18 protein-coding genes and 1 pseudogene are annotated in these 22,667 nt (G+C 71.0%); 6 read left to right on the forward strand and 13 right to left on the reverse strand.

Features of this window, described 5'->3' with window-relative positions; translation table 11 throughout:
- Window positions 1-598, forward strand: a 598-nt coding sequence (locus JWP64_RS29800) for an SUMF1/EgtB/PvdO family nonheme iron enzyme (RefSeq protein WP_297503576.1), incomplete at its 5' end; no start/stop codon positions are given.
- A 438-nt stretch (window positions 599-1,036) separates the two neighbouring features.
- On the opposite strand, the gene JWP64_RS29805 is transcribed toward JWP64_RS29800, so the two are convergent.
- The 8 genes from JWP64_RS29805 to JWP64_RS29840 all read right to left on the reverse strand — a co-directional run bounded on the left by JWP64_RS29805 (window position 1,037) and on the right by JWP64_RS29840 (window position 10,636).
- Window positions 1,037-1,450, reverse strand: a complete 414-nt coding sequence (locus JWP64_RS29805; RefSeq protein WP_297503578.1) for an FAD-dependent monooxygenase — start codon at window positions 1,448-1,450, stop codon at window positions 1,037-1,039.
- 61 nt (window positions 1,451-1,511) lie between these two features.
- Window positions 1,512-3,071 carry a long-chain fatty acid--CoA ligase gene (locus tag JWP64_RS29810; RefSeq protein ID WP_297503580.1) on the reverse strand — a complete coding sequence of 520 codons (1,560 nt, stop codon included), beginning with the start codon at window positions 3,069-3,071 and terminating at the stop codon, window positions 1,512-1,514.
- 40 nt (window positions 3,072-3,111) lie between these two features.
- Window positions 3,112-4,452, reverse strand: a complete 1,341-nt coding sequence (locus JWP64_RS29815) for an MFS transporter (protein WP_297503582.1) — start codon at window positions 4,450-4,452, stop codon at window positions 3,112-3,114.
- A gap of 25 nt (window positions 4,453-4,477) precedes the next feature.
- Window positions 4,478-5,287: an acyl-CoA dehydrogenase family protein gene (locus JWP64_RS29820; RefSeq protein WP_297503583.1), complete on the reverse strand. Its 810-nt coding sequence runs from the start codon at window positions 5,285-5,287 to the stop codon at window positions 4,478-4,480.
- A 264-nt stretch (window positions 5,288-5,551) separates the two neighbouring features.
- The gene (locus JWP64_RS29825; protein ID WP_297503605.1) at window positions 5,552-6,421 is read right to left on the reverse strand and encodes an amidohydrolase family protein; all 870 of its coding nucleotides are present in this window, start codon (window positions 6,419-6,421) and stop codon (window positions 5,552-5,554) included.
- Between the two features lie 470 nt (window positions 6,422-6,891).
- Entirely contained in the window at window positions 6,892-7,836 is a 945-nt protein-coding gene (locus JWP64_RS29830) for a 3-hydroxyacyl-CoA dehydrogenase NAD-binding domain-containing protein (RefSeq protein WP_297503585.1), read from the reverse strand.
- Window positions 7,833-9,821, reverse strand: coding sequence for an acetoacetate--CoA ligase (locus JWP64_RS29835; protein WP_297503607.1), 1,989 nt, complete (start codon window positions 9,819-9,821; stop codon window positions 7,833-7,835). Before JWP64_RS29835 ends, JWP64_RS29830 begins: the two co-directional genes overlap by 4 nt.
- Before the next feature lie 5 nt (window positions 9,822-9,826).
- On the reverse strand, window positions 9,827-10,636 hold the full coding sequence (locus JWP64_RS29840; protein ID WP_297503586.1) for a crotonase/enoyl-CoA hydratase family protein: 810 nt from the start codon (window positions 10,634-10,636) through the stop codon (window positions 9,827-9,829).
- A gap of 438 nt (window positions 10,637-11,074) precedes the next feature.
- Between JWP64_RS29840 and JWP64_RS29845 the strand changes: the two genes are divergently transcribed.
- Window positions 11,075-11,473, forward strand: coding sequence for a MarR family transcriptional regulator (locus JWP64_RS29845; RefSeq protein ID WP_297503587.1), 399 nt, complete (start codon window positions 11,075-11,077; stop codon window positions 11,471-11,473).
- Window positions 11,474-11,713: 240 nt separating this feature from the next.
- Here JWP64_RS29845 and JWP64_RS29850 read toward each other — a convergent pair whose 3' ends face one another.
- The 4 genes from JWP64_RS29850 to JWP64_RS29865 form a co-directional block, all read right to left on the reverse strand.
- A complete protein-coding gene (locus JWP64_RS29850) occupies window positions 11,714-12,307 on the reverse strand; it encodes a redoxin domain-containing protein (RefSeq protein WP_297503589.1) in 594 nt (197 codons plus the stop codon).
- 286 nt (window positions 12,308-12,593) lie between these two features.
- A complete protein-coding gene (locus JWP64_RS29855; protein ID WP_297503591.1) occupies window positions 12,594-13,352 on the reverse strand; it encodes an SDR family oxidoreductase in 759 nt (252 codons plus the stop codon).
- An 80-nt stretch (window positions 13,353-13,432) separates the two neighbouring features.
- The gene (locus JWP64_RS29860) at window positions 13,433-14,812 is read right to left on the reverse strand and encodes an NAD(P)/FAD-dependent oxidoreductase (protein ID WP_297503593.1); all 1,380 of its coding nucleotides are present in this window, start codon (window positions 14,810-14,812) and stop codon (window positions 13,433-13,435) included.
- The gene (locus tag JWP64_RS29865; RefSeq protein ID WP_297503595.1) at window positions 14,809-15,489 is read right to left on the reverse strand and encodes a VOC family protein; all 681 of its coding nucleotides are present in this window, start codon (window positions 15,487-15,489) and stop codon (window positions 14,809-14,811) included. Before JWP64_RS29865 ends, JWP64_RS29860 begins: the two co-directional genes overlap by 4 nt.
- A gap of 717 nt (window positions 15,490-16,206) precedes the next feature.
- Between JWP64_RS29865 and JWP64_RS29870 the strand changes: the two genes are divergently transcribed.
- Entirely contained in the window at window positions 16,207-16,758 is a 552-nt protein-coding gene (locus JWP64_RS29870; protein WP_297503597.1) for a Tn3 family transposase, read from the forward strand.
- Here JWP64_RS29870 and JWP64_RS29875 read toward each other — a convergent pair.
- Window positions 16,722-19,955, reverse strand: coding sequence for an AAA family ATPase (locus JWP64_RS29875; RefSeq protein ID WP_297503600.1), 3,234 nt, complete (start codon window positions 19,953-19,955; stop codon window positions 16,722-16,724). The genes JWP64_RS29870 and JWP64_RS29875 overlap by 37 nt on opposite strands.
- Window positions 19,956-20,089: 134 nt before the next feature.
- On the opposite strand from JWP64_RS29875, the gene JWP64_RS29880 reads away from it, so the two are divergent.
- The 3 genes and pseudogenes from JWP64_RS29880 to JWP64_RS31775 all read left to right on the forward strand — a co-directional run bounded on the left by JWP64_RS29880 (window position 20,090) and on the right by JWP64_RS31775 (window position 22,615).
- Window positions 20,090-20,944 carry a class I SAM-dependent methyltransferase gene (locus JWP64_RS29880; RefSeq protein WP_297503602.1) on the forward strand — a complete coding sequence of 285 codons (855 nt, stop codon included), beginning with the start codon at window positions 20,090-20,092 and terminating at the stop codon, window positions 20,942-20,944.
- Window positions 20,941-21,954 carry a carbon-nitrogen hydrolase family protein gene (locus JWP64_RS29885; protein ID WP_297503604.1) on the forward strand — a complete coding sequence of 338 codons (1,014 nt, stop codon included), beginning with the start codon at window positions 20,941-20,943 and terminating at the stop codon, window positions 21,952-21,954. The genes JWP64_RS29880 and JWP64_RS29885 overlap by 4 nt, the downstream gene beginning before the upstream one ends.
- Window positions 21,955-22,036: 82 nt before the next feature.
- A pseudogene (locus JWP64_RS31775) lies at window positions 22,037-22,615 on the forward strand (recombinase family protein).
- Window positions 22,616-22,667: the final 52 nt, after the last annotated feature.

Here is a 22,667-nt window from a genome sequence, read left to right on the forward strand (position 1 = left end):
GCAGGTCCACGGCGCGAACTGGGAACATCCAGAGGGTCCTGACTCCCACCTCACCGGGCGGGAGGACCACCCCGTCGTCCACGTCTCCTGGAACGACGCCATGGCCTTCTGCGCATGGGACGGCACCCGGCTGCCCACAGAAGCCGAGTGGGAATACGCCGCCCGCGGTGGGCTCGTCGGCCAGCCCTTCCCTTGGGGCAGCCTTCTCGAGCCCGGCGGCCGACACCGGATGAACGTCTTCCAGGGCCGATTCCCCAACGAGAACACCTACGCCGACGGCTACGCCGGGACCGCACCCGTCGATGCCTACCCGCCCAACCGCTTCGGCCTGCACAACGTCACCGGCAACGTCTGGGAATGGTGCGCCGACTGGTTCGCCTCCACCTACTACGCGCACAGCCCGGTCAGGGACCCGGTCGGACCGGTCCGCGGCACCCACCGCGTGATGCGCGGAGGCTCCTACCTCTGCCACGCCTCCTACTGCACCCGCTACCGGGTCGACGCACGCAGCGCCAGCGAACCCGACAGCTCCACCGGAAACACCGGATTCCGCATCGCACAGGGCGTCCGACTTCCGACCGCCACCTCTTCAGCGTGATGGCGCGGGTGAGGCGGTCGGCCAGCGCGGTAGCCGCCTGCGCGGCGTCCCGCGCGGCGAGCGCGGCGCGGGTCTGCGTCTCGACCTGGCCGCGGACGGTGAGCACGGCATCCAGGACCTCCCGCAGCGGCGAGCCGGTCGCCGAGCGCGTCGACCGCGGCCGGGGTGAGGGCCGGGTCCTCGGGCTGCGGGGACGCCACGGCCAGGTAGGCGGCCTCGGCCGCCTTGCAGCTCAGCTCCTGGGCCCCCCAGGTCTTGCCGTCCTGGCAGTACCGGGCCGGGTTGCCGCGCCGGGCCGGTGATCCGCGTGGAAGGCCTGGCGGCCTTGATCGACGACGGGTACGGCGCTGCCGAGGCCGCTCCGTCGCGCCGCACATCGGCCGCAGCGGCGGCCTATGTGGTGTGGACGTGCGGGAGCCGTCGGCGCCGATGACGAAGTCACACTCGAGGGTCTGTTCCTGCCCCACGTGAGTGAACCGGACCGTGGGCCGATCGCCGTCGAATGCCGTCGACGCTGGTGTCGGTGACCCCGAATCGGACGTCGCCACCGTCGTCCAACCTCTTCGCGATGAGGTCCTTGAGCACCTCGTGCTGGGCGTAGACCGTCACGGCTCGGCCGCCCGAGGCCTCGAACAGGTTGATCCGGTGCATCTCCCCGCCGAAGGCCAGGTTGATGCCGTGGTGGACGAACCCGTCGCGGCGCAGCCGATCCCCCACCCCGGTCGCCGTCATCAGGTCCACCGTGCCCTGCTCCAACACACCGGCCTTGATCGTCTGCTCGATGTCCTCACGGGTGCGTAGGTCCAGCACCACCGACTCCACCCCGCGCAGGTGCAGCAGGTGCGAAAACATCAACCCGCTGGGCCGGCCCCGACGATCCCTACTCGGGCACGCGTCATTGGTCTCCTCTTGGTCACGCCTGCGGTGTCTCAGGGGTCTTGCGGAGGTCCTGCTTGCGGATCTTCCCGGTCGGCGTCCGCGGCAACTCGTCGACGACGACGACCGTCCTGGGGATCTTGTACCGGGCCAGCCGGCCGTCCAGGTGCTGCTGGATCGCGCCCTCGGCCAGGGTGCGGCCGTCCTTGAGCTGGATGAACGCGTGCGGAACCTCGCCCCAGCGCCGGTCGGGGACGCCGACAACGGCCACGCCGCTGACGGCGTCGAGCTCCATGATGATCTGTTCGATCTCCGCGGGGTAGACGTTCTCCCCACCGGCGATGATCATGTCCTTGAGGCGGTCGGAGATGTGGAGGAAGCCGTCGTCGTCGACGTGGCCGATGTCGCCGGAGCGGAACCAGGTCCCGTCGGCGAACGACTCCGCGGTGGCGTCGGGCCGCTGCCAGTACCCGGGGATGACGTTGGGTCCCTGGATCTGGATCTCCCCGGCCCGGCCTGCCGGTGCGATCTCGCCGTTGGCGTCGACGATCCGGACGTCGGTGAAGAAGTGCGGAAGGCCGGCCGAGCCCGCCTTGGCGCGGGAGTACCGCGGTTGCAGGCTGGTAGCGCCCGGGGCCGTCTCGGTCATGCCGTAGCCGCCGGTGAAGGCCAGCCCCCGCTCCTCGTAGGCGTCGATCACCCGTAGGGGCACGGCGGAGCCGCCGCAGGTCAGGGTGCGCAGCGACCCGAGGTCCGTGCTCGCCCACGCAGGGTGCTCGCTGAGCATCTGGTAGGTGGTGGGGACACCGCTCATGCTGGTGACGCGGTGCTGCTCGATCAGCTTCAGCACCTGCGCCGGGTCGAAGCGGGCCTCCAGGACGACGGTCCCGCCCTTGAGCAGGGTGGGCAGGACGCCCATCGTCAGCGAGGCGACGTGGAACATCGGTGAGATCATCAGCGCCACCGTGTCGCCGGTGACGTCGTAGTCGACCAGGACGTTCATGCAGTTCCAGGTGACGTTGCCGTGGGTCAGCAGCGCCCCCTTGGGCCGGCCGGTGGTGCCGGAGGTGTAGAGGATCATCGCCGGGTCGGTCAGCCCGACCGGGACGTCCCGGTGGTCCGCCGCGGACGCGGCGACGACGGCGTCGAGGGACTCCACCACGACCACGGGCCCCCCGACGTCACCGGTGGGCGGATCGTCGTCCGAGGTGACGAGACGGTGCGTGACAGAGGTACCGGCGCTACCCACCGTCGCGGCGTCCGTCAGCTCTGGGCCGTGCACGAGGATCCTCGCGCCGGAGTCGGACAGCGCGTGCCGGATCTCCGGAGGGGCCAGGCGGGTGTTCAGCGGAACGAACACCGCGCCCAGCAGACCGGCGGCGAAGAGGGTCTCCAGGAAGGACGGGTGGTTCTCACCGAGGTAGGCGACCCGGTCACCCTCGCCGATCCCCCGCTGCGCCAAGCCATTCGCGAGTCGGTCGATCCGCTCGGCGAGCTGCTCGTAGGCAATGCCGACACCGCCGTGGACGAGTGCCACCCGACCCGCCGACTTGACGCGGCGGCGGTGGATCCACGTGCCGATTCCCTGGTTGTTCATCGTCGACGCCTTTCGGGAGACGTGATCATCGGCGTGGAGGTCAGTGCTCGACGGTGTGGAGGTCGTTGCTGCGTCCCTCGCGGATCACGAGGACGGCCACGGTGCTGATGAGGCCTATGACGATCAGGAAGATCACCACCGGCGCGACCTGGCCGCCGCTGTTGCGGAACAGGGTGGCGAGGATCGCCGGGGTGAAGCCGCCGCCGAGCAGTGTCGCGAGCTGGTAGCCCAGGGAGGCGCCGGTGTACCGGGATTTGGTGCCGAACTGCTCGGAGATGAACGCCCCGAGCGGGCCGTAGATCAGCGACTGCAGCTGCAGGCCGATCACGAACCCGAGCGCGATCAGCACCGCGTTGCCCGAACCCCACAGCCCGAACATCGGGAACGCGAGCGCCGCCCACCCGACGATGCCGGCCACCAGCACGGGGCGCCGACCGAACCGGTCGGACAACCTGCCCGCGAGCAGGACCCCGAAGATCGCCAGGAACGAGGCGACCGCGAACCCGAGCAGCACCTGGGGGCGGGTCGCGCCGTTCTGCAGCGCGTAGGACTGGGCGAAGGTGGCCATCGTGACCTGGAACGCGAACGCGGCACAGGCTCCCAGCGTGGTCAGGATCAGCGCTCGGGGTCGGCGTAGCACCGACCACAGCGGCAGCGGCTGACGGACGTGTTCCTGGGCCTCGAGCTCGGCGAGCGCCGCCTTGAAGACCGGGCTCTCCGACACCCGGCTACGCACCCACATGCCCAGCAGCAGCAGAACCGCCGACAGCAGGAACGGGATGCGCCACCCCCAGGCGAGGAACTGGTCCGCGGGTAGCAGCGAGAACAGCCCGAGCATCAGGCTGCCCAGCACCGCGCCGGACGGGGCGCCGGCGTTGACGAACGACGCGGCGAGGCCCCGCCGTTCGCCGTCGGAGTGCTCCAGGGCCATCAGGGAGGCGCCGCCCCACTCGCCGCCGACGGCGATGCCCTGCGCGACGCGCAGCAGCACCAGGATGACCGCGGCCCAGCCGCCGATCGTCGCCGCGCTGGGCACCAGGCCGATGAGGAACGAGGCGACCCCCATCACGAGCATGGTGATGACCAGCATCTTCTTGCGACCGAGCCGGTCGCCGAAGTGCCCGAAGATCACCCCGCCCAGCGGGCGGGCGAGGTAGCCGGCGGCGAAGGTGCCGAAGGAGAAGATGACGGCGGTGAACGGGTCGAGCCCGGAGAAGAACACGGCGGGAAACACCACCGCGGACGCGGTGCCGTAGAGCAGGAAGTCGTAGAACTCGATCGTGGTGCCGAGATAGCTGGAGAGCAGGACGCGGCGGTACTCGCGGCGCCGCTCGTCGGGTGCGCCGGTGTCGGCGGCGTGGGAAGGGCCGGATACTTTCACGGAACTGCTCCTGACCTGTGAAGTGTTATCGGGTGAAGGCGCTGAGGCCGGTGACCGACCGGCCGACGACGAGGGCGTTGATCTCGTGGGTGCCCTCGTAGGAGTAGACGGCCTCGGCGTCGGCGTGGAACCGCGCGACGTCCGTCTCGAGGGTGATGCCGTTGCCGCCCACGACCTCGTGGGCGAGCGCCACGGTCTCGCGCATGTGCAGGCTCGTGGCCATCTTGGCTAGCGCGGAGTCCTCGTCGCGGTAGATCCCGCGGTCCTGCAACTGGGTCAGCCGGACCGCGATGCCGAGCGAGGCCGTCAGGTTGGCCAGCATGCGGGCCAACTTCTCCTGGACGAGCTGAAAGCCGGCCACCGGCCGGCCGAACTGGACGCGCCGGCCGGTGTAGCGCAGCGCCGCCTCGTACGCGCCCGCCTGGACCCCGCAGGCGATCCACGCGACGTCCGAGCGCATGCGGCGCAGCAGCTCGGCCACGTCGCGGAAGGAGTTGATGCTCCCGAGCCGGGCGGACTCGTCGACCCGGACCCCGTCGAGGACGATGTCGGCGTTCTGCATCATGCGCAGCGCGGTCTTGCCGTAGATCTTCGTCAGGCGCACGCCCGCGGCCTCCCGGGGCACGAGGAAGGCCTTGACCTGGCCGTTTGCCTCGTCGCGGGCGAAGACGGCGAGCACGTCGGCGGTGTCGGCGCCGCCGATCCAGCGTTTGGCGCCGTTGATCACCCATTCGTTTCCGACGCGGCGCACGGAGGTGGCCAGTCCGCGGGCGATATCCGACCCGTGGTCGGGCTCGGTCAACGCGAACACGCCGGTGAGGGCGAACGTGCGCACCTTCGGGTCGAGCTCGGTCGCCGTAGAGCGCACTCGGTTCGGCGCCAGTCGCGAGGATCTCCTTCGGCTCCATCAGGTCCAGCCCGACGAGATCGGGCATCACCTGGTGGGGGAACTCGCCCTTCTCCCAGTACTCGTCGAGCAGCGGCCGGACCCGCACGTCCAGCACCGTCCGCAACCGGGCGAGGACCGCCCGCTCGGCGTCGGTGAGCGCGTCGGAGAACCGGTACTGGTCACAGGAGTAGAGGTCGGGGACAACGGCGGTCACGGCGCCAGACCCAGCACGCGAACGGCGTTGTCCTTGAGGACGAGTGGCCGCACGTCGTCCTTGATCTCCAGCTTCGCGAAGTCGGCGAGCCACCGGTCGGGGGTGATGAGCGGATAGTCCGACCCGAACAGAACCTTGTGCTTGAGCAGCGAGTTGGCCGCGCGCACGAGCTGCGGCGGAAAGTACTTCGGTGACCACCCGGAGAGGTCGATGTAGACGTTGGCCTTGTGGGTGGCGATGGAGATCGCCTCGTCCTGCCAGGGAACCGATGGGTGCGCCATGATGATCGTCAGGTTGGGGAAGTCGGCGGCGACGTCGTCGAGCAGCATCGGCGCGGAGTAGCGCAGCTTGATGCCGCGTCCGCCGGGCAGGCCGGCCCCGATGCCGGTCTGTCCGGTGTGGAACAGGGCGGGCACGCCCAGCTCCTCGAGCGCTGCGTAGAGCGGGTAGTGAGTGGGGTCGTTCGGTGCGAAGCCCTGCAGGCTGGGGTGGAACTTGAACCCGCGGACACCGTGCTCGGTGACCAGCCGGCGGGCCCGTCGTACAGCTTCGGCCCCTCGCGTCGGGTCGACCGAGCCGAACGGGATCAGGACGTCCGGATGGGCGGCTGCCTCGTCGGCGATCTGTTCGCTGGAAAGGGCCGGGTGACCGGTGGCGCCTCCGGCGTCGACGGTGAACACCACCGCGGCGATCGAGCGGGCGCGGTAGTACGCGGCGATGTCGGCGACGCTCGGGGTGCGGTTCTCGCTCGACCGGAAGTAGGCGGCGGAGGCGTCCATCAGCTCGTCGTCGAGCGCGCAGTGGCCGTGGCCGTCGGACTCGACGTGCACGTGCACGTCGATCGCCGCGAGCGCGGCAAGGTCCAGCGCGGTCACGCCACGACCCCAGACACAGCGGGTGCGTCGCCAATGTGCTGTCTCGAAGTCGCCATGGCCGACCCCTCTTCCTCGAGGCACGACCGCGCATTCGCGCCGTCGTGTTAACCATCTTGATAACAAGGAGCTTTATATCAATCTGCTTGCTATTCTGTCAAGCAGGTCTGCGGATGCCGCACCCGTCGCCCCGCGCCTGAAGTACCTGGTCAAGCGGGGTCGAGCTGCGGCAGCACGCCGAGGTAGAGCAAGCCCTGTGCCCACGCCGGGTCGCTGGCCCGGGAGGTCCTGCAGGATTGCCATCGCGCCGCCGAGGCGTTCGAGCGCGGATGCTGGTCCACTCCTAGCCCCCGGCGATGTCTTTCGAAACGTGGTCCGGCGGGCCCTCGCCGCGCTCACCGACGGAGGCTGACGAGCTGCCCCGAACCCGATTCCCTTTCCGGCGGGGTCCGCGACCTGTCGGGTCAGGGCAGGTCGACGTCGTTCTTGGCGGCGAGCAGGGCGTGCAGGACGGCATCGCGGCGTTCGACGAGCTCGGACCGGTCGACGCCGGCGAGCTCGTCGTCCACCCCTGCGACCAGCTTGGCGACCAGCTCGGGGGTGAGCTTGACGGAGCGCAGGTCGCGCCACCACGCCTCGGTGGGCGGGCCGAGATGCTCCAGGACGTGGGCGATGCCGCCGGTTCCCCCGGACAGGTGCTGGTTGGCGAACGGCCCGAGCACGGCCCAGCGCAGCCCGGGGCCCTGGGAGATCGCGGTGTCGATGTCGGCGACCGAGGCGACGCCGCGGTCGACGAGCGAGTAGGCCTCCTGCCAGAGTGCGGCCTGCAGCCGGTTCGCAACGTGGCCGGGCAGCTCTTGGCGCAGCCGGATCGGACGCTTGCCGACCGCGGTGTAGAAGGCCATGGCCCGCTCGACGGCCTGCTCCGCGGTCCTCTCTCCCGGCACGACCTCCACAAGTGGGATCAGGTGCGGCGGGTTGAACGGGTGCCCGACCACCACCCGCTCCGGGTGTGCCGGGCAGCCCCGGGCGATGGCGCTGGGCAGCAGCCCCGACGAGCTGCTGGCCAGCACCACGTCCGCGCGGGTCGCTTCGTCGAGCACCGCGAACAGAGCGTGCTTGACGTCCTCACGCTCCGGGCCGTTCTCCTGCACGAAGTCGGCGTCGGCCACCGCCTCGGCCGGGTCGGCGACGAAGGTGAGTCGGTCCGGCGAGGCGCCGTGGGCGAGTCCCATCCGCTCCAGCACCGGCCAGTGCGCGGCGACGTCGGCCCGAAGCCGTTCCTCCGCGCCGGTTCCGGGATCGGTCGCGGTGACGTCGAGCCCGTGTGCGAGGAAGTGTGCGGCCCAGCTCCCGCCGATGACACCTGTCGAGACGACGGCCACCCGCCGCACCTCGGCCGGGTTCATCGGGCCCTCCGCCTTGCGGCCAGGGCAACGAAGGAGTCGAGGGAGGTCGGGTCGGCCAGCACGTCGCGGCTCGCGACCTCGTCCGGCTCCGCCCCGAGCAGAATCTTCTTCACCGGCAGCTCCAGTTTCTTCCCGGTCCGGTTATGCGGCACCACCGGCACCGCCGCGATCTCGTCGGGGATGTGCCGTGGCGAGAGCTCGGTGCGGAGCGCGGTGGCGATCCGCCGGCTCAGTGCGCCGTCGAACTCAGCGCCCTCCCGCAGGGAGACGTAGAGCAGCAGCTCGCCGTTGCCACCCGCCGGGTCCTCCAGGTGCACCACCAGGCTGTCGAGCACCTCGGGCAGCTCCTCGACCACGCGGTAGAACTCGGCGGTGCCCAGCCGGACCCCGCCGCGGTTGAGCGTGGCGTCGCTGCGCCCGGCGATGATGCAGCTACCGGTCTCGGCGAACCGGATCCAGTCGCCGTGCCGCCAGACCCCGGGGTAGGTGGTGAAGTAGGTGTCGCGGTAGCGGGTTCCGTCGGAATCGCCCCAGAACCCGACCGGCATGGACGGCATCGGCGCGGTGATCACCAGCTCGCCCAGCTCGCCGACGAGGCCGTTGCCGTGCTCGTCGAAGGCGCGGGCGTCCACGCCGAGGCACGGCCCGGAGATCTCTCCGGTCCATACCGGCTGCAGGGGGCTGCCCTGCACGATGCCCGAGCACACGTCGGTGCCGCCGCTGCCCACGTTGAGCAGCACGTCCGGGCCGAATTGCTCGCGCACCCAGCGGTACCCCTCGGGCGGCAGCGGGCTGCCGGCGGCGCCGATCTGCCGCAGCCGCGACAGCTCGAAGGTCTTCGCCGGCGTGACGCCCTCCTTGCGGCAGGCCATGAGGAATCCCGGGCTCGCGCCCATCAGCGTGGCGCCGGTCTCCTCGGCGAGCCGCCACTGCCAGGTGAGGTCGGGGTGCAGCGGGTTGCCGTCGATCATCACGATCGACGAGCGGGTGAGCAGGCCCGAGACCAGCGCGTTCCACATCATCCAGGCGGTGGTGGAGAACCACAGGATCCGGTCGCCCGCACGCAGGTCCCAGCTCAGGCCGTTGTTCTTCAGGTGCTCCAGCAGGATCCCGCCGTGACAGTGGATGATCGCCTTCGGCTTGCCGGTGGTGCCGGAGGAGAACAGCACGCACAGCGGGTGCGCGAACGGCACGGGGTCGAAGGCCAGCTCGGCGGGTCCTTCCCCGTCCGGCCCAGCCAGCAGTGCCTCCCAGGTGACGACGTCGGTAAGGGGGTGCGGGCCGTAGGGGACGTGCACGACGTGTTCGACGGTGGGCAGCCCGGCGCGGATCTCGGCGACCTGAGCGCGGCGGTCGACGTCCTTGGCGCCGTAGCCGTAGCCGGCCACGGCGAGCAGGACCTTCGGCTCCACCTGTCCGAAGCGGTCGATCACGCTGCGGGCACCGAACTCGGGAGCGCAACTCGCCCAGACCGCGCCCAGGCTCGCGGTGGCCAGGAAGGCCACCAGCGTCTCGGGGATGTTCGGCAGGTAGGCGACCACCCGGTCCCCGCGGCCGATCCCCAGCCGCTGCAGACCGGCCCGGGTCCTGGCGACCTGATCGCGCAACTGCTCCCAGGTCAGCTCCACCCGTTCGCGGGTCTGCGAGTACCCCAGCACAGCAACGGTTTCGGCGTCGTTTCCGTCCGCGTCCAGGCCCACGGCGTGCTCGGCGTAGTTCAGCGTTGCCCCGGGGAACCACTGCGCACCTGGCATCTCCCGCCGGCGCAACACCGCCTCGTACGGCGTGCGCGCGCGGACCCCGTAGAACTCCCAGATAGCCGACCAGAAGCCGTCGAGGTCGGTCACCGACCAGTGGTGCAGGGCGGCGTAATCGTCGAGGCACAGGCCGCGCTCGCGCTCCACCCAGGTCAGAAAGCGGCCGATCTCGGTGGTCCCCCGCGCGTCGGCCGGAGGCTCCCAAACCAGCTCCGCCGGCGTCTCCATCGCGCTCACGATCCCTGGACCTTTGCCGCTCGGCCTTCCAGGAACGCCCGCATCCGCGATTTGGCCTCGTCGCTGCCGCTGGCCACGGCGGCCATCAACGACTCCATCAGGTAGCCCTCGGCCGGGTTGGCCTGCGCGATCCGCGGCAGCGCCTGCAGCACGGCGAAGTTCGTGACCGGCGAGTTCGCCGCCACCTTCTCCGCCAATTCCAGCGCCTTGGCCAGGCCTTCGCCCGCGCCCGTCAGGTAGTGCGAGACCCCGACGTCCTGGCCCTCCTGCGCGCTGAGCACGCGGCCGGTGAGCATCATGTCGGCCATCCGGTGCGCACCGATGAGGCGCGGCACCCGCACCGAGCCGCCGCCGCCGACGAACAGGCCCCGCTGTCCCTCGGGCAGGGCGTAGAACGCCGTGGCCTCGGCCACCCGCAGATGCGTGGCCGAGGCGAGCTCCAGTCCGCCGCCCACGACCGCACCCTTGAGCACTGCGATCACCGGGACCGTGCCGGACTCGATGCTTGCGAAGGCGCGGTGCCACATCCTCGAGTGCTCGACCCCCTGCAGCACGTCGCGCTCCGACAGCTCGGACAGGTCCAGGCCGGCGGAGAAGTGCTCGCCCTCGGCGTCGAGGACGACGGCGCGGACGCCGGTGGGCGGGGCGCCGAAGAAGGCCTCCAGACCGAGCACCGTGGTGTCGTCGAGGGCGTTGCGCTTGGCTGTGCGAGACAGCCGCAGTACGCCCACCTCGTCCTCGGCGCCGTGCCGCTCGAACTGCAACGAGGGCGGCAGCAGGACCCGCGTGTGGTCGGTGCTGGTCATTGTGGTGCTCCTGTCATTCGCGAATTCGGGGCACGGGTCAAGCGATCAGGTAGGCGTGGTACACGACGGCGTCGGGCAGGCGCCGGGTCGACCGCGACCGCGGCTGAGTCGGCCGTGCACGGTCGCGCCCGTCGCGACCAATCCGGTACAGACCCCGCGCTCGGACAGGACGCGGACGAGCCGGCTTACCCCGCACGCTGAGGTCGACCTGTGGGGTGGCGTGCCTGTCATGTAGCGGCGGGGCGTGCGGCCGCGTCGTCCGCGCTCGCCGCACGACCCACGATCCGAATCACTCGTTCAGCACGACGCCCCGTTACGTATCAAGAGCCTTGCTATATAGGTTGTATCAAGTTGCCTGATACTCTGTCAACCATGACTGAGCTCGCGGACTCCCCGTCTCCCGCCCCGCCGAACGCGGGTCCCCGGCTGACCTACCTCGTGAAGCAGCTCGAGATGGCCGAGCGGGCCTGCATGGAGGAAGTGCTGGCGCCCCATGGGATGACCCTGCACCAGTACACGGCGCTGAGCCTGCTCGAACGCCGCGACGGCCTCTCCTCGGCTCAGCTCGCCCGCCGCCACTACGTCACACCCCAGGCGATGAACCAGCTCGTCGCCACACTCGAACGCGACGGGCTGATCCGCCGCACGGCCGACGCGGCGAACCGCAGGATCCTGCGCGCGTCCTTGACGGAAAACGGCCGAGCGACACTCGCCGCTTGCCACGCGGCCGTGGACCAACTCGAGCGGCGAATGCTCGCGGAATTCAACTCCGACCAGGAGCAGGAGTTCCGGGCCGCGCTGGAGCGCAGCCTGCGCGGCCTGGCCGACAGCGCCTGATCCGGCCCCGCTGGACGCGCCCCTGCGGACTTCGCGGAGGTCGGGCACCGCGAAGCCGCATCGGGTCGCGGGCTGCTCAGTGGGCCACGGTCAACGTGACCCGCTTGGCCGGTCTGCGTCGTTCCTCACGCGCCCAGACCCGACACAGGGCGGACGATGACGCTTGGCTTAGCCTAGGCGACATCCTCATCCTCGGCGCCACGCTGAGGAAAGCACCGATGACACTCCGCGGATGCTCCATCACGTCGCGGTGAGGGGCTCGCGGGACCGCCTGTCCCATCCGTGGAAGGGCGACCGGTCGCCCGCGGCCCAGGCCTCGCGCAAGCCTGGCGTGCTCAGATCCCAGTCCGGGCGGCTCTCGCGCGTCGCCGCGCGCAGGTCACTCCAGAGGTCGTCGACCGATGGGCGACCCCAGAACCAGTAACCGTTGTAGACGCTGTGAATTACCAGATTCGGCTTGAGCACGAGCGTGTGCGGAATCATCGGGTCGTTCTCGGGGTCGGTGTACTCCTGGATGTCGAGATCCTTCTGAATCGTCCGCCCCGGGTCGGAGAGGAAGGTCCATTGGGCGCCGACCGACGCGCGGAACTCCTGAAGCGTGTGGTGCTCGTCGGTCGAGATCGTGACCATCTGGGTGTAGGCCACTGCGACCTTCGGCTGGAACGCCGCCAACTCGAGGTGCTGTTGGTGCTCCTTCGGACAGTAGTGGCCCCGCGACAGCATGAGGATCAACGGGTCACGGCCCTGGAGTTCGCTGAGCATGCGGACGGTGCCGGTGTGGTCGGGCAGCGCGTAATCGGGGAAGACGCCGCCGGGGATGATGTCGGAACGCATTGGTTTGACCGCCTCTCCTCATGTGGCGTAGGGGCGCGACCTGCACGTGAGTCAACTGGAGGTGACGTCGGTGACGTCGGGCTCAGGTGTCCCCGCATCAACCATCCGAGAGCGTCGCGACGATTCTGTCAGCGGTGGCACGCACGTCGGTGTAGGACGCAACATCGAACGCCGTTGACATCGCGCCGACGTCCTTCTCGCGGAACAGCGGACGGATATCGCGCTCGTATACTCGTACCGACTGCTACTTACTCCATCTGCACCTCCGTTCAGTGTCGTGTGTTCGTCAGGAGACGAACTGCTGCCCGCCGTCGATGTCGTACGTCGCGCCGGTGAGCGCGGTGTTGCCCATGATGTGGACGGCGAGCGCGGCGACGTCGGCGGGGCTGACGACGCGGGCGATCGGGAGCGTCTTCCGCAGCTCGTTCCGGCGCTCCTCGAGGCGATCTTCGAGCAGCGCTGCCGACAGCGGGGTGTCGACGAAGCCGGCGGCGATGAGGTTGACGCGAATCGGCGCGAGCTCGAGCGCGAGGGCCGCTGCGAACGGGGGCAGCGCGGCGGTGGCGGCGGAGGCGATCCCGAGGTCGCGGCTGATTCGCCGTCCGCCGGTGCCGCCCATGAGCAGCAGCGTGCCCCCAGGCCTCATCCTGCCGACGGCGTTGCGCGCGACCTCGAGCGCCAGCACCACGTGCTCGCCGAGCGCGTGGCGCACCTGATCTGAGTCCATCTCGAGCAGGGGCCCGTATTGCGGACCGCCGGCCGTGATCATCACGTGGTCGATCCGGTCGGGCAGCCCGTCGAAGAACCGCCTTAGCGCTGCCGCGTCGTTGGCGTCGAAGGCGGCGGTGCTCCGCGCGTCGACGTCGCGCGCTGCTCGCTCGAGCCGCTCGGGGTCACGGCCGGTGAGGATGACATCGGCACCCTCAGCCCGGGCCCTTCGAGCTGTTTCGAGCCCGATGCCTGCGCTGCCGCCGATCACGACGACGGTCTGTCCGGCCAGTTCCGGTTCGCGCTGGGTGGAAACAGGAGCGGCTGCACTGGCCATGGTCCCTCCGAATGGTGCTGCCGGCGACCGATCACCGGCTCAGCGGCGACGCTTGCGAGCAGAAATCCCCCACCGACTCCTCACCCCGACAGGCTCGCCATCTGCGCGTCCATCGGTCCGGCCGGGCGCGGCATGTCCGCGATCTGCATGCGGAGCGCCTTCAACGCCGCGTCGTAGATCCCCGAGAAGCTCGGGAAGGGCTGGATCGTGTCGCTCAGTACCTCGATCGGGACGTGTACGCGGATGGCGAGCGTCGCCTGCTGCAGCCACTCACCGGCTTCGGGCCCGAGGGCGTAGGCGCCGGTCAGTCGCTCGCCGTCGCTGAGCAGCGTCAGGAACCCGTTGGATCCGGCATAGGCGTGGGTGTAGGTGGCGGTCCTCGGCACCTCCGACACGGGCGCGGTGGCGCTGTACTCCGCCTCGCCCGCGCCCACCGCCGCGGCCTGCGGATCGGTGTAGGTGACCCGCGGAACGGCTTCGTAGTTCGCCACACGCGCATCGCCAAGGATGTTCGCCGCGACCACGTCGCCCTCGTATTCGCCGACGTGGGTGAGCGGCCAGACGCCGGTGACGTCGCCGATCGCCCAGAGGCGCTCCCCTGCGCGCATGTGCTCGTCAACCCGGATTCCGTGGGGGTCGGCTTTCACGCCGACCGTCTCGAGGCCGATCCCCTCCACGCGTGGGCGCCGACCGGTCGCTACGAGCAGCCGGTCGCCCCGCAAGTCCGGACCGCCGTCGAACCGCAGGACATACTCGTCACCGTCGCGTCGCGCGGCGGTGGCGTGCATCCCGAGCATCAGCTCGATTCCGTCCCGGCGCAGCGCCTCGCCGAGCGCGTCGCCCAGCGGCGCCGGCTCGCGGGGAAGCACGCGGCCGGCGCCCTCGATGAGCACCGCTTCGCCGCCGAGACGGCGCACGACCTGCGCGACCTCGACGCCTGCGGACCCGCCGCCCAGCACCAGCAGGCGGCCCGGGACGGCTTTCATGCTCGTCGCCTCGCGGGTGCCCCAGACGCCCTCGAGCTCACGCAGTCCCGGGATCGGAGGCACGATCGGATCTGCGCCGGTCGCCACGACGATGTGCTCCGCGGTGTGGCGGACGCCCTCGACTTCGACCACGCCGGTGCCGGCCAGCCGGCCCGTGCCGCGCAGCAGGTTGATGCCCCGGTCGGCCAGCCAGCGCTCCTGGCCGGCGTCGGAGTAGCCCGACACCATGAAGTCCCGCCAGGCCAGCGCGGCCGCAACGTCGATCTGCGCACTCGCGCCGGCCTCGCGCGCACCCTGCACCGCCTCGCCCGGGCGCAACAGCGACTTCGACGGGATACACGCCCAGTAGGAGCACTCGCCGCCGACCAGCTCTCGCTCGACGACGGCGACACGCAGCCCGCGCGCAGCCAACGCCGCAGCGCAATGCTCGCCAGGGGCCCCGCCGCCGAGAACGATCACGTCATAGTCGCTCACGTCGGCAGCTCCGTCCCGGCCTGCTCCGCCACCATGTACTCGGCGTACCAGTCGGGCCAGTCCGCGTCGCGTTCCCCGGTGCGCTTCTCGTGCTCGCCGTGGGCGGCCTCGGCACGCCGGAGCGCGCTCGCCAGGTCCGCCGTCGAGGCGAATGCCCTCTCAGCGGCGTCGATCCGGCCGGGCAGCCGCGTCGTGACCTCCTGCAGCAGCCAGCCGTTGCCGTCCGGGTCGCTGAACGTGGCGAAGGAGCCGTAGCTGGTGTGATCGGGCGCGGGCGCGCTGACGCGACCGCTCGTGCCGTCGGGCTGGAACTGAGCGCCCGGCGTCCCGGCGTGGAACACCTCGCTGACCTCGACACCGCGGGCGACGAGCCCGTCGCGCGCAGCCTGGATGTCGGAAACGACCAGGTAGAGGCCCTGGGCCGAGCCGGGCGCGGCCGACGTGATGTTCTTGCCGAATTGAACCGAGCACCCCGAGCCGGGCGGCGTGAACTGGACGACCCGGAAGCCGTTGTCGAAGAGGAAGTCTGCGTCGAGCCGCCACCCGAGGCTCCCGTAGAACTCCTTCGCGCGGTCGACATCCGAGACGGGAATGACGACCACCTCGACCTTCATGTCGACGTTCTTGACGCCCGCGATCCCGCGCGCGTCGTCGCTCCGGACATCCGCCGTGGTCATCGCGGCCTCCTTGGGTTGTGTCAAGGGGTGACCGTCGTGCTCTCACCGCTCCGTCACGCCAGGGAGACACCTGGCGGCCCCTGGTCTGCGTCCTCCACAGGCCCGGTCCAGATGTCCGCTCCTGCTGATACCGGCTGTGAGGAGCCCTGGGACGTCATCGGTGACGTCGTCCTTGACGGTCCCGGGGTATGCGCGAATCGGAGACATCGACTCGCCCTTGCCGTCTTCGTTCCCCGCTGCGCACCCAGAGTGGACCCGTCAGGTAACCGTGGCAAGCACCGCCCGGGTGGGGAGTTCAGCGATCAGTTCGGCGGCGCGGCGTTGGTGGGCGTCGGTGGTGATCAGGGTGTCGTTGCATTTGGTGGCCAGCATGGAGGCGGCGGCGTGCTGTTCGAGCCACCCCCGCAGGCCTGGCGCAGCTTGGTGGTGAACTCAACCTCGTCCGGGATCTCGGCCGCTCGACAGCGGTCCCGATCGGTGGTCCAGGGCTCAGGCAGGCACAGCTCCCGGTCGGTCAGCGTGTGCCCCGGTCGGAGGCTTAGCCTAGAGCTCAACCGAGCTGAATACGTTCCCGCAGGTAGAGCCCGTCGCGTAATGGTCGTGTCCCCCCACGGTCTCGAACACCCACGCGAAGCCGTCACGCGTCCAGCGCGGTGAGATCGCTTCTGCCCGAGCCCTGGGCAGTCCCGACTGTTGGCGCCCGCCCGCCCCGCACGCATGAAGAGAAAGACGGCGGAATCCGAGCAGGTGCTGCGCCGGTTCACCCGCGGCGGGCCCAAACACCCCACCTACGCCGCCCTGGAAGAACTCGGCCGGGCCGTACGCACCATCTTCGCCTGCGACTACCTCGCCAACCCCGAGCTGCGCCGGGAGGTCCACGGCGGGCTGCAGGTGGTGGAGAACTGGAATTCGCGCAACACCGTGATCTTCTATGGCAAGGACGGCGATCTCACCGGCCCCGATCGGGAGCACGCCGAGACCTCGATGCTCGCCCTGCACCTGCTGCAGTCGGCGTTGGTGCACGTCAACACGCTGCTCGTGCAGACCGTGCTGGAAACGCCGGCGTTTCACGACCGGATGGGAGCCGACGAGCGCCGCGGGCTGTGCCCGCTGTTCTGGACCCACATCAACCCCTACGGCCGGTTCCGGCTCGACATGGACACCGGCTCGACCTCACCGTGCCGTAAGCCGATCGCTCTATGGGACGGCAACGCTTGGGATAACTTTCGGCGCTACAGCGTCCAGGTCAGGCGCTGGGAAGGCTCGTAGCGGCAGGTCGTGCCCGTGACGACGGATCGGTCGAGGTGCATGCCGAGCTCGGGGAGCACGGCCTCGATGCGGTGGATGGCCTCCCGCAGCCGGGCGGTGACGGCTTTGCGGGCTCGTTCGGTGGTGCTGGTCCCGAGTGTCCGGGCGTGCCCGGCCAGACCGGCGGCGTGGCTCAGCTCGGTGAGCAGGGCGGCACGCTGCCGGTCCAGGTGCTGGACCCGTCCGATGTCGTGGTGGTCGTGCGCGGTGGCCAGGTCGTCGTCGAGCTCGGTGAGGCGGCGGCGGTAGGCGGAGCGCGCTGAGGCGTCGAGCAGGGTTCCGCTGTTGCGGTCATGATGGCCGGCGCCGGCCAGCTCAAGCACGTGCACGTCGACGCCGGGTCGGGCCAGCAGCACTGCGAGATCAGCCAGGCCTTTGAGGTCGCGCAGGTAGGCCGAGGAACCGTGATGGCGTACCCGCCACAGCTCTCCTTCGCGGCGCAGCTCGGCGTCGGTGCGGTCCGGGGGCTCGGGTTGGCCGGATGGCGGCCCGATCGCCAGCCGTGCGGCCAGACCGTGCAGGCCCAGATCGAGTGCCAGCTGCGCGGCTCGCTCGGCGTGGCGCCCGTGCGTACCGAGAAGGGCCAGCTCGACGCTGGTCTCGGCTTCCCAGGTGGCCGCGCCGAGCCGCTGGTGCACGGTCAGTGCCTGCTCCAGCCATCGCCGGGCGTCCTGGGTGCGGCCCAGCGCGCCGGCCAGCACACCGGCCCAGTGGGCGTTGCTGCCCATGAAGCACACCAGCGCTCCGTTCACCCCGCAGGAGTCGGTCATGGGCTCCAGCTCGGCGAGCAGCTGCGTGCAGATCCCGCGGTCATGCAGGCGGACTGCGGCGGTGGCCATCCCGCCGACGAAGACCGACCACAGGTAGGACCGGTCATCGCGCCATGTGTCGAGTTCCATCACGGTGTCGAGGGCTCTGCGGGCGGCGGCGAGGTCGGCGGGCTCACCGGCGAGGGCGAGGAATCCGGCGGCCACCGCGTGTGCGTGGGAGGGCACCCCGACCCACCACCTGATCGCCTCGGCGGCGGTGGCTCGCAGCCGGGCCGGCTCGCCGCAGGCCCGGACCAGGCCCAGTAGCTGCGACATCCGGACGTTGCCGGTGTCGGGTTCGCCGATCCGCTCGCCCAACGCGCTCGCCTCGTCGATCAGGTGCTCGGCCTCGTCGAGCCGACCGTCGATCATGGCCAGGGCGCCGCGGCGAGTCAGGGCCATGTAGTCGTAGCGGGGCTGGCCGAACCGTTCGACGGCGTAGAGGAAGTCGGTCAGCACCGTACGGAACCGCGTGGATCCCTCCTCGAGCAGCGCGTTGGCAGTGAGCAGCAGCCCCTCAGCATGCCGCTCCGCGTCGCCGACGCGGGCGGCCAGCTCGGCGATCTCGCCTCCGATGTCGATCCGGGCGGCGCCCCGGCCGGCGGTCCAGAGCACGTCGTGCCGGGCCAGCAGGCAGGTGGCCAGGGTGTCGGGGTCGTCCAGGGTGCGGGCCAGCGCGATCGCCTGTTCCGACAGCGGTCGGGCCCGCGCCCGCTGCGCGGGGACGGAGTGGTGCAGCTCGCGGGCCAGGCTGGCGGTGAGCTGGGCCTCGAGCGCGGTGCCGGTGTCCTGTAGTGCGACCCGGGCGGTGTCGAGCAGGTCGATGACGGCGTCGCGGGGCATCGCGAACCGGGCGCCGAGCCGCTGCACGCCCAGCGCCACCCGCCCGAGCCGCTCCGGATCGCCCAGCGCGACCGCCCGGTCCCGGGCGTCTTGGAGTAGCAGCCGGGGACCGGCCGGGTCGCCGGTTCGGGTACGGGCGTCGGCCTCCTCGACGAGCAGGTCGACCAACACCGCACCGGCGTCCGCTTCGCCGGCGTCCTCCACGGCCCGCCGGGCGCGGGCGAGGTGCGCCGCGGCCTCGCCGAAGGCCAGCCGCGCCCGCTCGGCGCGGGCCGCCACGCGGGCCCAGGCGATCGCCCGCCCGCCACCGTCGAGCGGGACGGCCGCAGCGCAGTGCCGGGCCAGGTCGGCCGGCACCACCGCCACGCCGCGGGCGTTGCGGTGCTCGAGCGCGTCGGCGATGCGGTGGTGCAGCTGCAGCCGCGCGAGGAGCGGGAGCCCGGCGACGATGGTCTCCCGGAACAGATCGTGTGCGAGCCGGGTCCGGGCGCCGGCGCCCTCGCCTGTGCTGCTGCCGCCGACCAGGACACCCGCGCGCAGGCCTTGCTCGATGAGCAGCGCCACGGTGGCCGGGTCGATGTCGCAGACCTCGGCAAGGACGTCGGGTAAGAGCTCGTTACCGGCCACCGCCGCGGCCTCGACCAATGCCCGGCAGTCCGCGGACAGTCGCGCCACCCGCCGGGTCACCAGGTCGAAGGCGGCGGCGGGAACGGCGCTGGCCGGCGCGGCGGGATCGGCGAGGAGCTCAGTGAGCTGGCGGGCGAAGAATGGATGGCCGCCGGTGCGCCGGTACACCTCGGCGGCCCACCGGTCGGCGGCCGCGCCGCCGGCCGTGTCAGTGATCAGCTCGACCACCTCCTCACGCGACAGCCCGTGCAGGTGCACCGGTTCCCCGCGCCCGGCCAGCCCGCCCAGGACGCTGGCGGCATCGACCCCGAGCTCGTCGTGCCGGTAGGCACCGATGATCACCAGCGGTACCGGCCGGTAGGGCAGGGCGACGAACCGCAGGAGTGCCAGGGTCGATTCGTCGGCCCACTGCAGGTCGTCGAGAACGACGACCGCGGGTGTGTGCCGGGCAAGCCGTTCCAGAAAGCGGGCGACGGCGTCGAAGAGCCGCAGCCGCGCCGCATCGGTGTCGGTGTTGATGTCGGATTGTGCGTCCAGCGACCCGACGGCCTCGGCTCCCGTGCCGGCCAGTTCCGGAAGCAGCCGGGCCAGCTCGGCGGGGTCGGTCCCGGTCAACACCTCGGCCGCGGCCGACCCGACTGAAGTCAGCAGGCCGCGCACGGCCGAGGTCCAGGGCCAAAACGCCGGAGCCCGCTCGGAGTCGGCGCAGGTCCCCCAGGCGACCAGCAACCCGCTGCGCGCGGTCGCCTCGCCGATCAGCGTCGTCTTGCCGATGCCGGCCTCGCCGGCCACGAGCACCAGCCGCGCAGGCCCGCTCGCCGCCTCCTCGATGGTGGCGAGCAGGCGGGACAGCGCGGGGGCGCGGCCCACGAAGACCATGGACCGGGATTCTGCCCGCGTTCGGGTCCGCCAGGTGCGATCTAGCGGAACCGCGTGCCGAATCCTGACGGCCGCACGTCGGAATCTGGCGCCATTCCGGTCAGCATCATCCACCGATCCGCGAGGAGCACGCCATGACCGTCACCTTCGATCCAGCCCGCTACAAGGACACCACCCGCGCCCAGTGGCAGGACGCGGCCGCCGCCTGGCACGCCTGGGGCCCGACCCTGGAGGACTGGCTCGGAGAGGCGACCACCCTGATGCTCGACGCGGCCAGGATCACCAGCGGTACCGCCGTGCTCGACGTCGCCGCCGGCGCCGGCGGGCAATCACTCGCCGCGGCACGCCGCGTCGGACCCTCAGGCCGGGTACTCGCCACCGACATCTCCCCGGCCATCCTCGACCACGCCGCCGACGCCGCCTCCGCGGCCGGGCTGGACAACGTCACGACCCAGGAACTGGACGGCGAGCGACTCGATGTCGACCCCGCCAGCTTCGACGCGGTGATCTCCCGACTCGGCCTGATCTACTTCCCCGACCAGCCCGGCGCACTCGCAGGGCAGTACCGCGCGCTGCGCCTCGGTGGGCGGATCGCCGCGATCGTCTACTCCACCCCGGACCGCAACGGCTTCTTCTCCATCCCGGTATCGATCATCCGACGCCGCGCGCAGCTGCCGCCACCGGCGCCCGGCCAGCCCGGACCGTTCAGCCTCGGCGGCCCCGGCGTGCTCGAGGACGCGTTGCGGGCCGCCGGGTTCCGCGAGGTCGGGTCCCAAGCGGTGCCGGCACCATTGCGGATGGCCACCGCGGCGGACTGCGTCCGGTTCGAGCGGGAGTCCTTCGGTGCACTGCACCAGATGCTGAGCGGCCTGCGGCCCCCGGAACGGGAGCAGGCCTGGCAGGAGATCGACACCGAGCTGACCCGGTTCGAAGACACCTCCGGTTTCGAGGGCCCCTGCGAGCTGATCGTCGCCTGGGGTGTGAAGTGACCCAGACCGTGCTCGCCGCCGCGGTCCAGGCCACCCCGGTGTTCCTGGACCGCGACGCCACCGTCGAGAAGGTCGTCGAGCTCACCGCCAAGGCCGCCGCCCAGGGTGCGGGCCTCGTCGTGTTCCCCGAGGCCTTCGTCCCCACCTACCCCGACTGGGTCTGGCGGACACCGGCCTGGTCCGACGGCCCGTACTACGAGGCGCTGGCGCGGGAGGCGGTGTCCGTCCCGTCCGCGGCGACCGAGCGGATGGGCGAGGCGGCCGAGGCCGCGCAGGCCTGGCTGGCCGTGGGCGTGAACGAACGCGGCGAGGGCGGCGGAACGCTCTACAACACGCTGCTGTACTTCGCACCCGACGGCTCGCTCGCCGGCCGGCACCGCAAACTCGTACCCACCGGCGGCGAACGCACCATCTGGGGCCAGGGCGACGGCTCCACCCTCGCCGTCCTGGACACCGCATTCGGCCGGCTCGGCGGGCTGATCTGCTGGGAGAACTACATGCCCCTCGCCCGGGCGGCGCTCTACGCCCGCGGCCTCGACGTACACCTCGCCCCAACCTGGGACACCAGCGACTGCTGGCTGGCCACCCTGCGCCACATCGCGAAGGAAGGCCGGGTATTCGTCATCGGCACCAACTCCTACCTGCGCGGCAGCGACGTACCCGCGTGGCTGCCCGGCCGCGACACGATCTACGGCGGCGAGGAGGACCACCTCTCGCGGGGCGGCACCGCGATCATCGGACCGGACGGGACCGTGCTGGCCGGGCCGCTGCACGGCGAGGAGGGCATCCTCTATGCCGACATCGACATCGCCGCAGCCCACACGTCACGGCGAGAGTTCGACCCCGTCGGGCACTACGCACGACCCGACGTCTTCACCCTCACCGTCGACACGACAGCCCGACAGGCAGCCCGATTCGTCGATTCCGCAGCACCGGCCGCACAACACCGGCATGAGACCGTCCCGACAGAGGAACCCCCACCGGGACACCCGGCCGTGCCCGCGCGTTGAAGATCGCTGCTGCTCGGCGATTCCCGTAAGGCCCGCCCGGTGAAATGCCCGATGAAGGGGTGCCAACTGGGACACTCCCGCGGTGAGCGGACTGCTGATCGGCTACGCCCGGGTCTCCACCGACGAACAAGACCTCACCGTCCAGCGCGACGCGCTCGCCGCCCTCGACGTCACGCCCGAGCGGATCCACGTCGACCACGGGCTGACCGGGACCAACCACGCCGGCCCGGGCTGCGCGAGGCCCTCGCCGCGTGCCGGGCCGGCGACACCCTGGTCGTCACCAAGCTCAACCGGCTCGCCCGCTCGGTACCTGACGCCCCGCGATCGCCGACGAGCTCACGGCCGGGGAGGTCAAGCTCAGCATCGGAGGCTCGGTGCACGACCCCACCGACCCCTTCGGCCGGCCGCTGTTCAACGCGCTCGCCATGATCGCCGAATTCGAGGCCGACCTCACCCGGCTCCGAACAAGGGAGGGCATGAAGGCGGCGAAGGCCAAGGGGCGGCTACGCGGCAAGCAGCCCAAGCTCACCCGCGCCAGGAAGCCCACCTCGTCGAGCTGCACCAAGCCGGGAAGCACACGAGCGCCGAGCTCGCCGAGCTGTTCAACGTCGCCCGGTCCACGGTCTATCGCGCACTTGCCCGCGCCCGAGCGACGACCTGACCGGAATCGAGCCCTACCTCGCACTTCGGGTCAGCTTCGGGAGTCCTGGGCC

This window comes from Pseudonocardia sp. (genome assembly GCF_025465255.1).
Taxonomy (GTDB): Bacteria; Actinomycetota; Actinomycetes; order Mycobacteriales; family Pseudonocardiaceae; genus Pseudonocardia.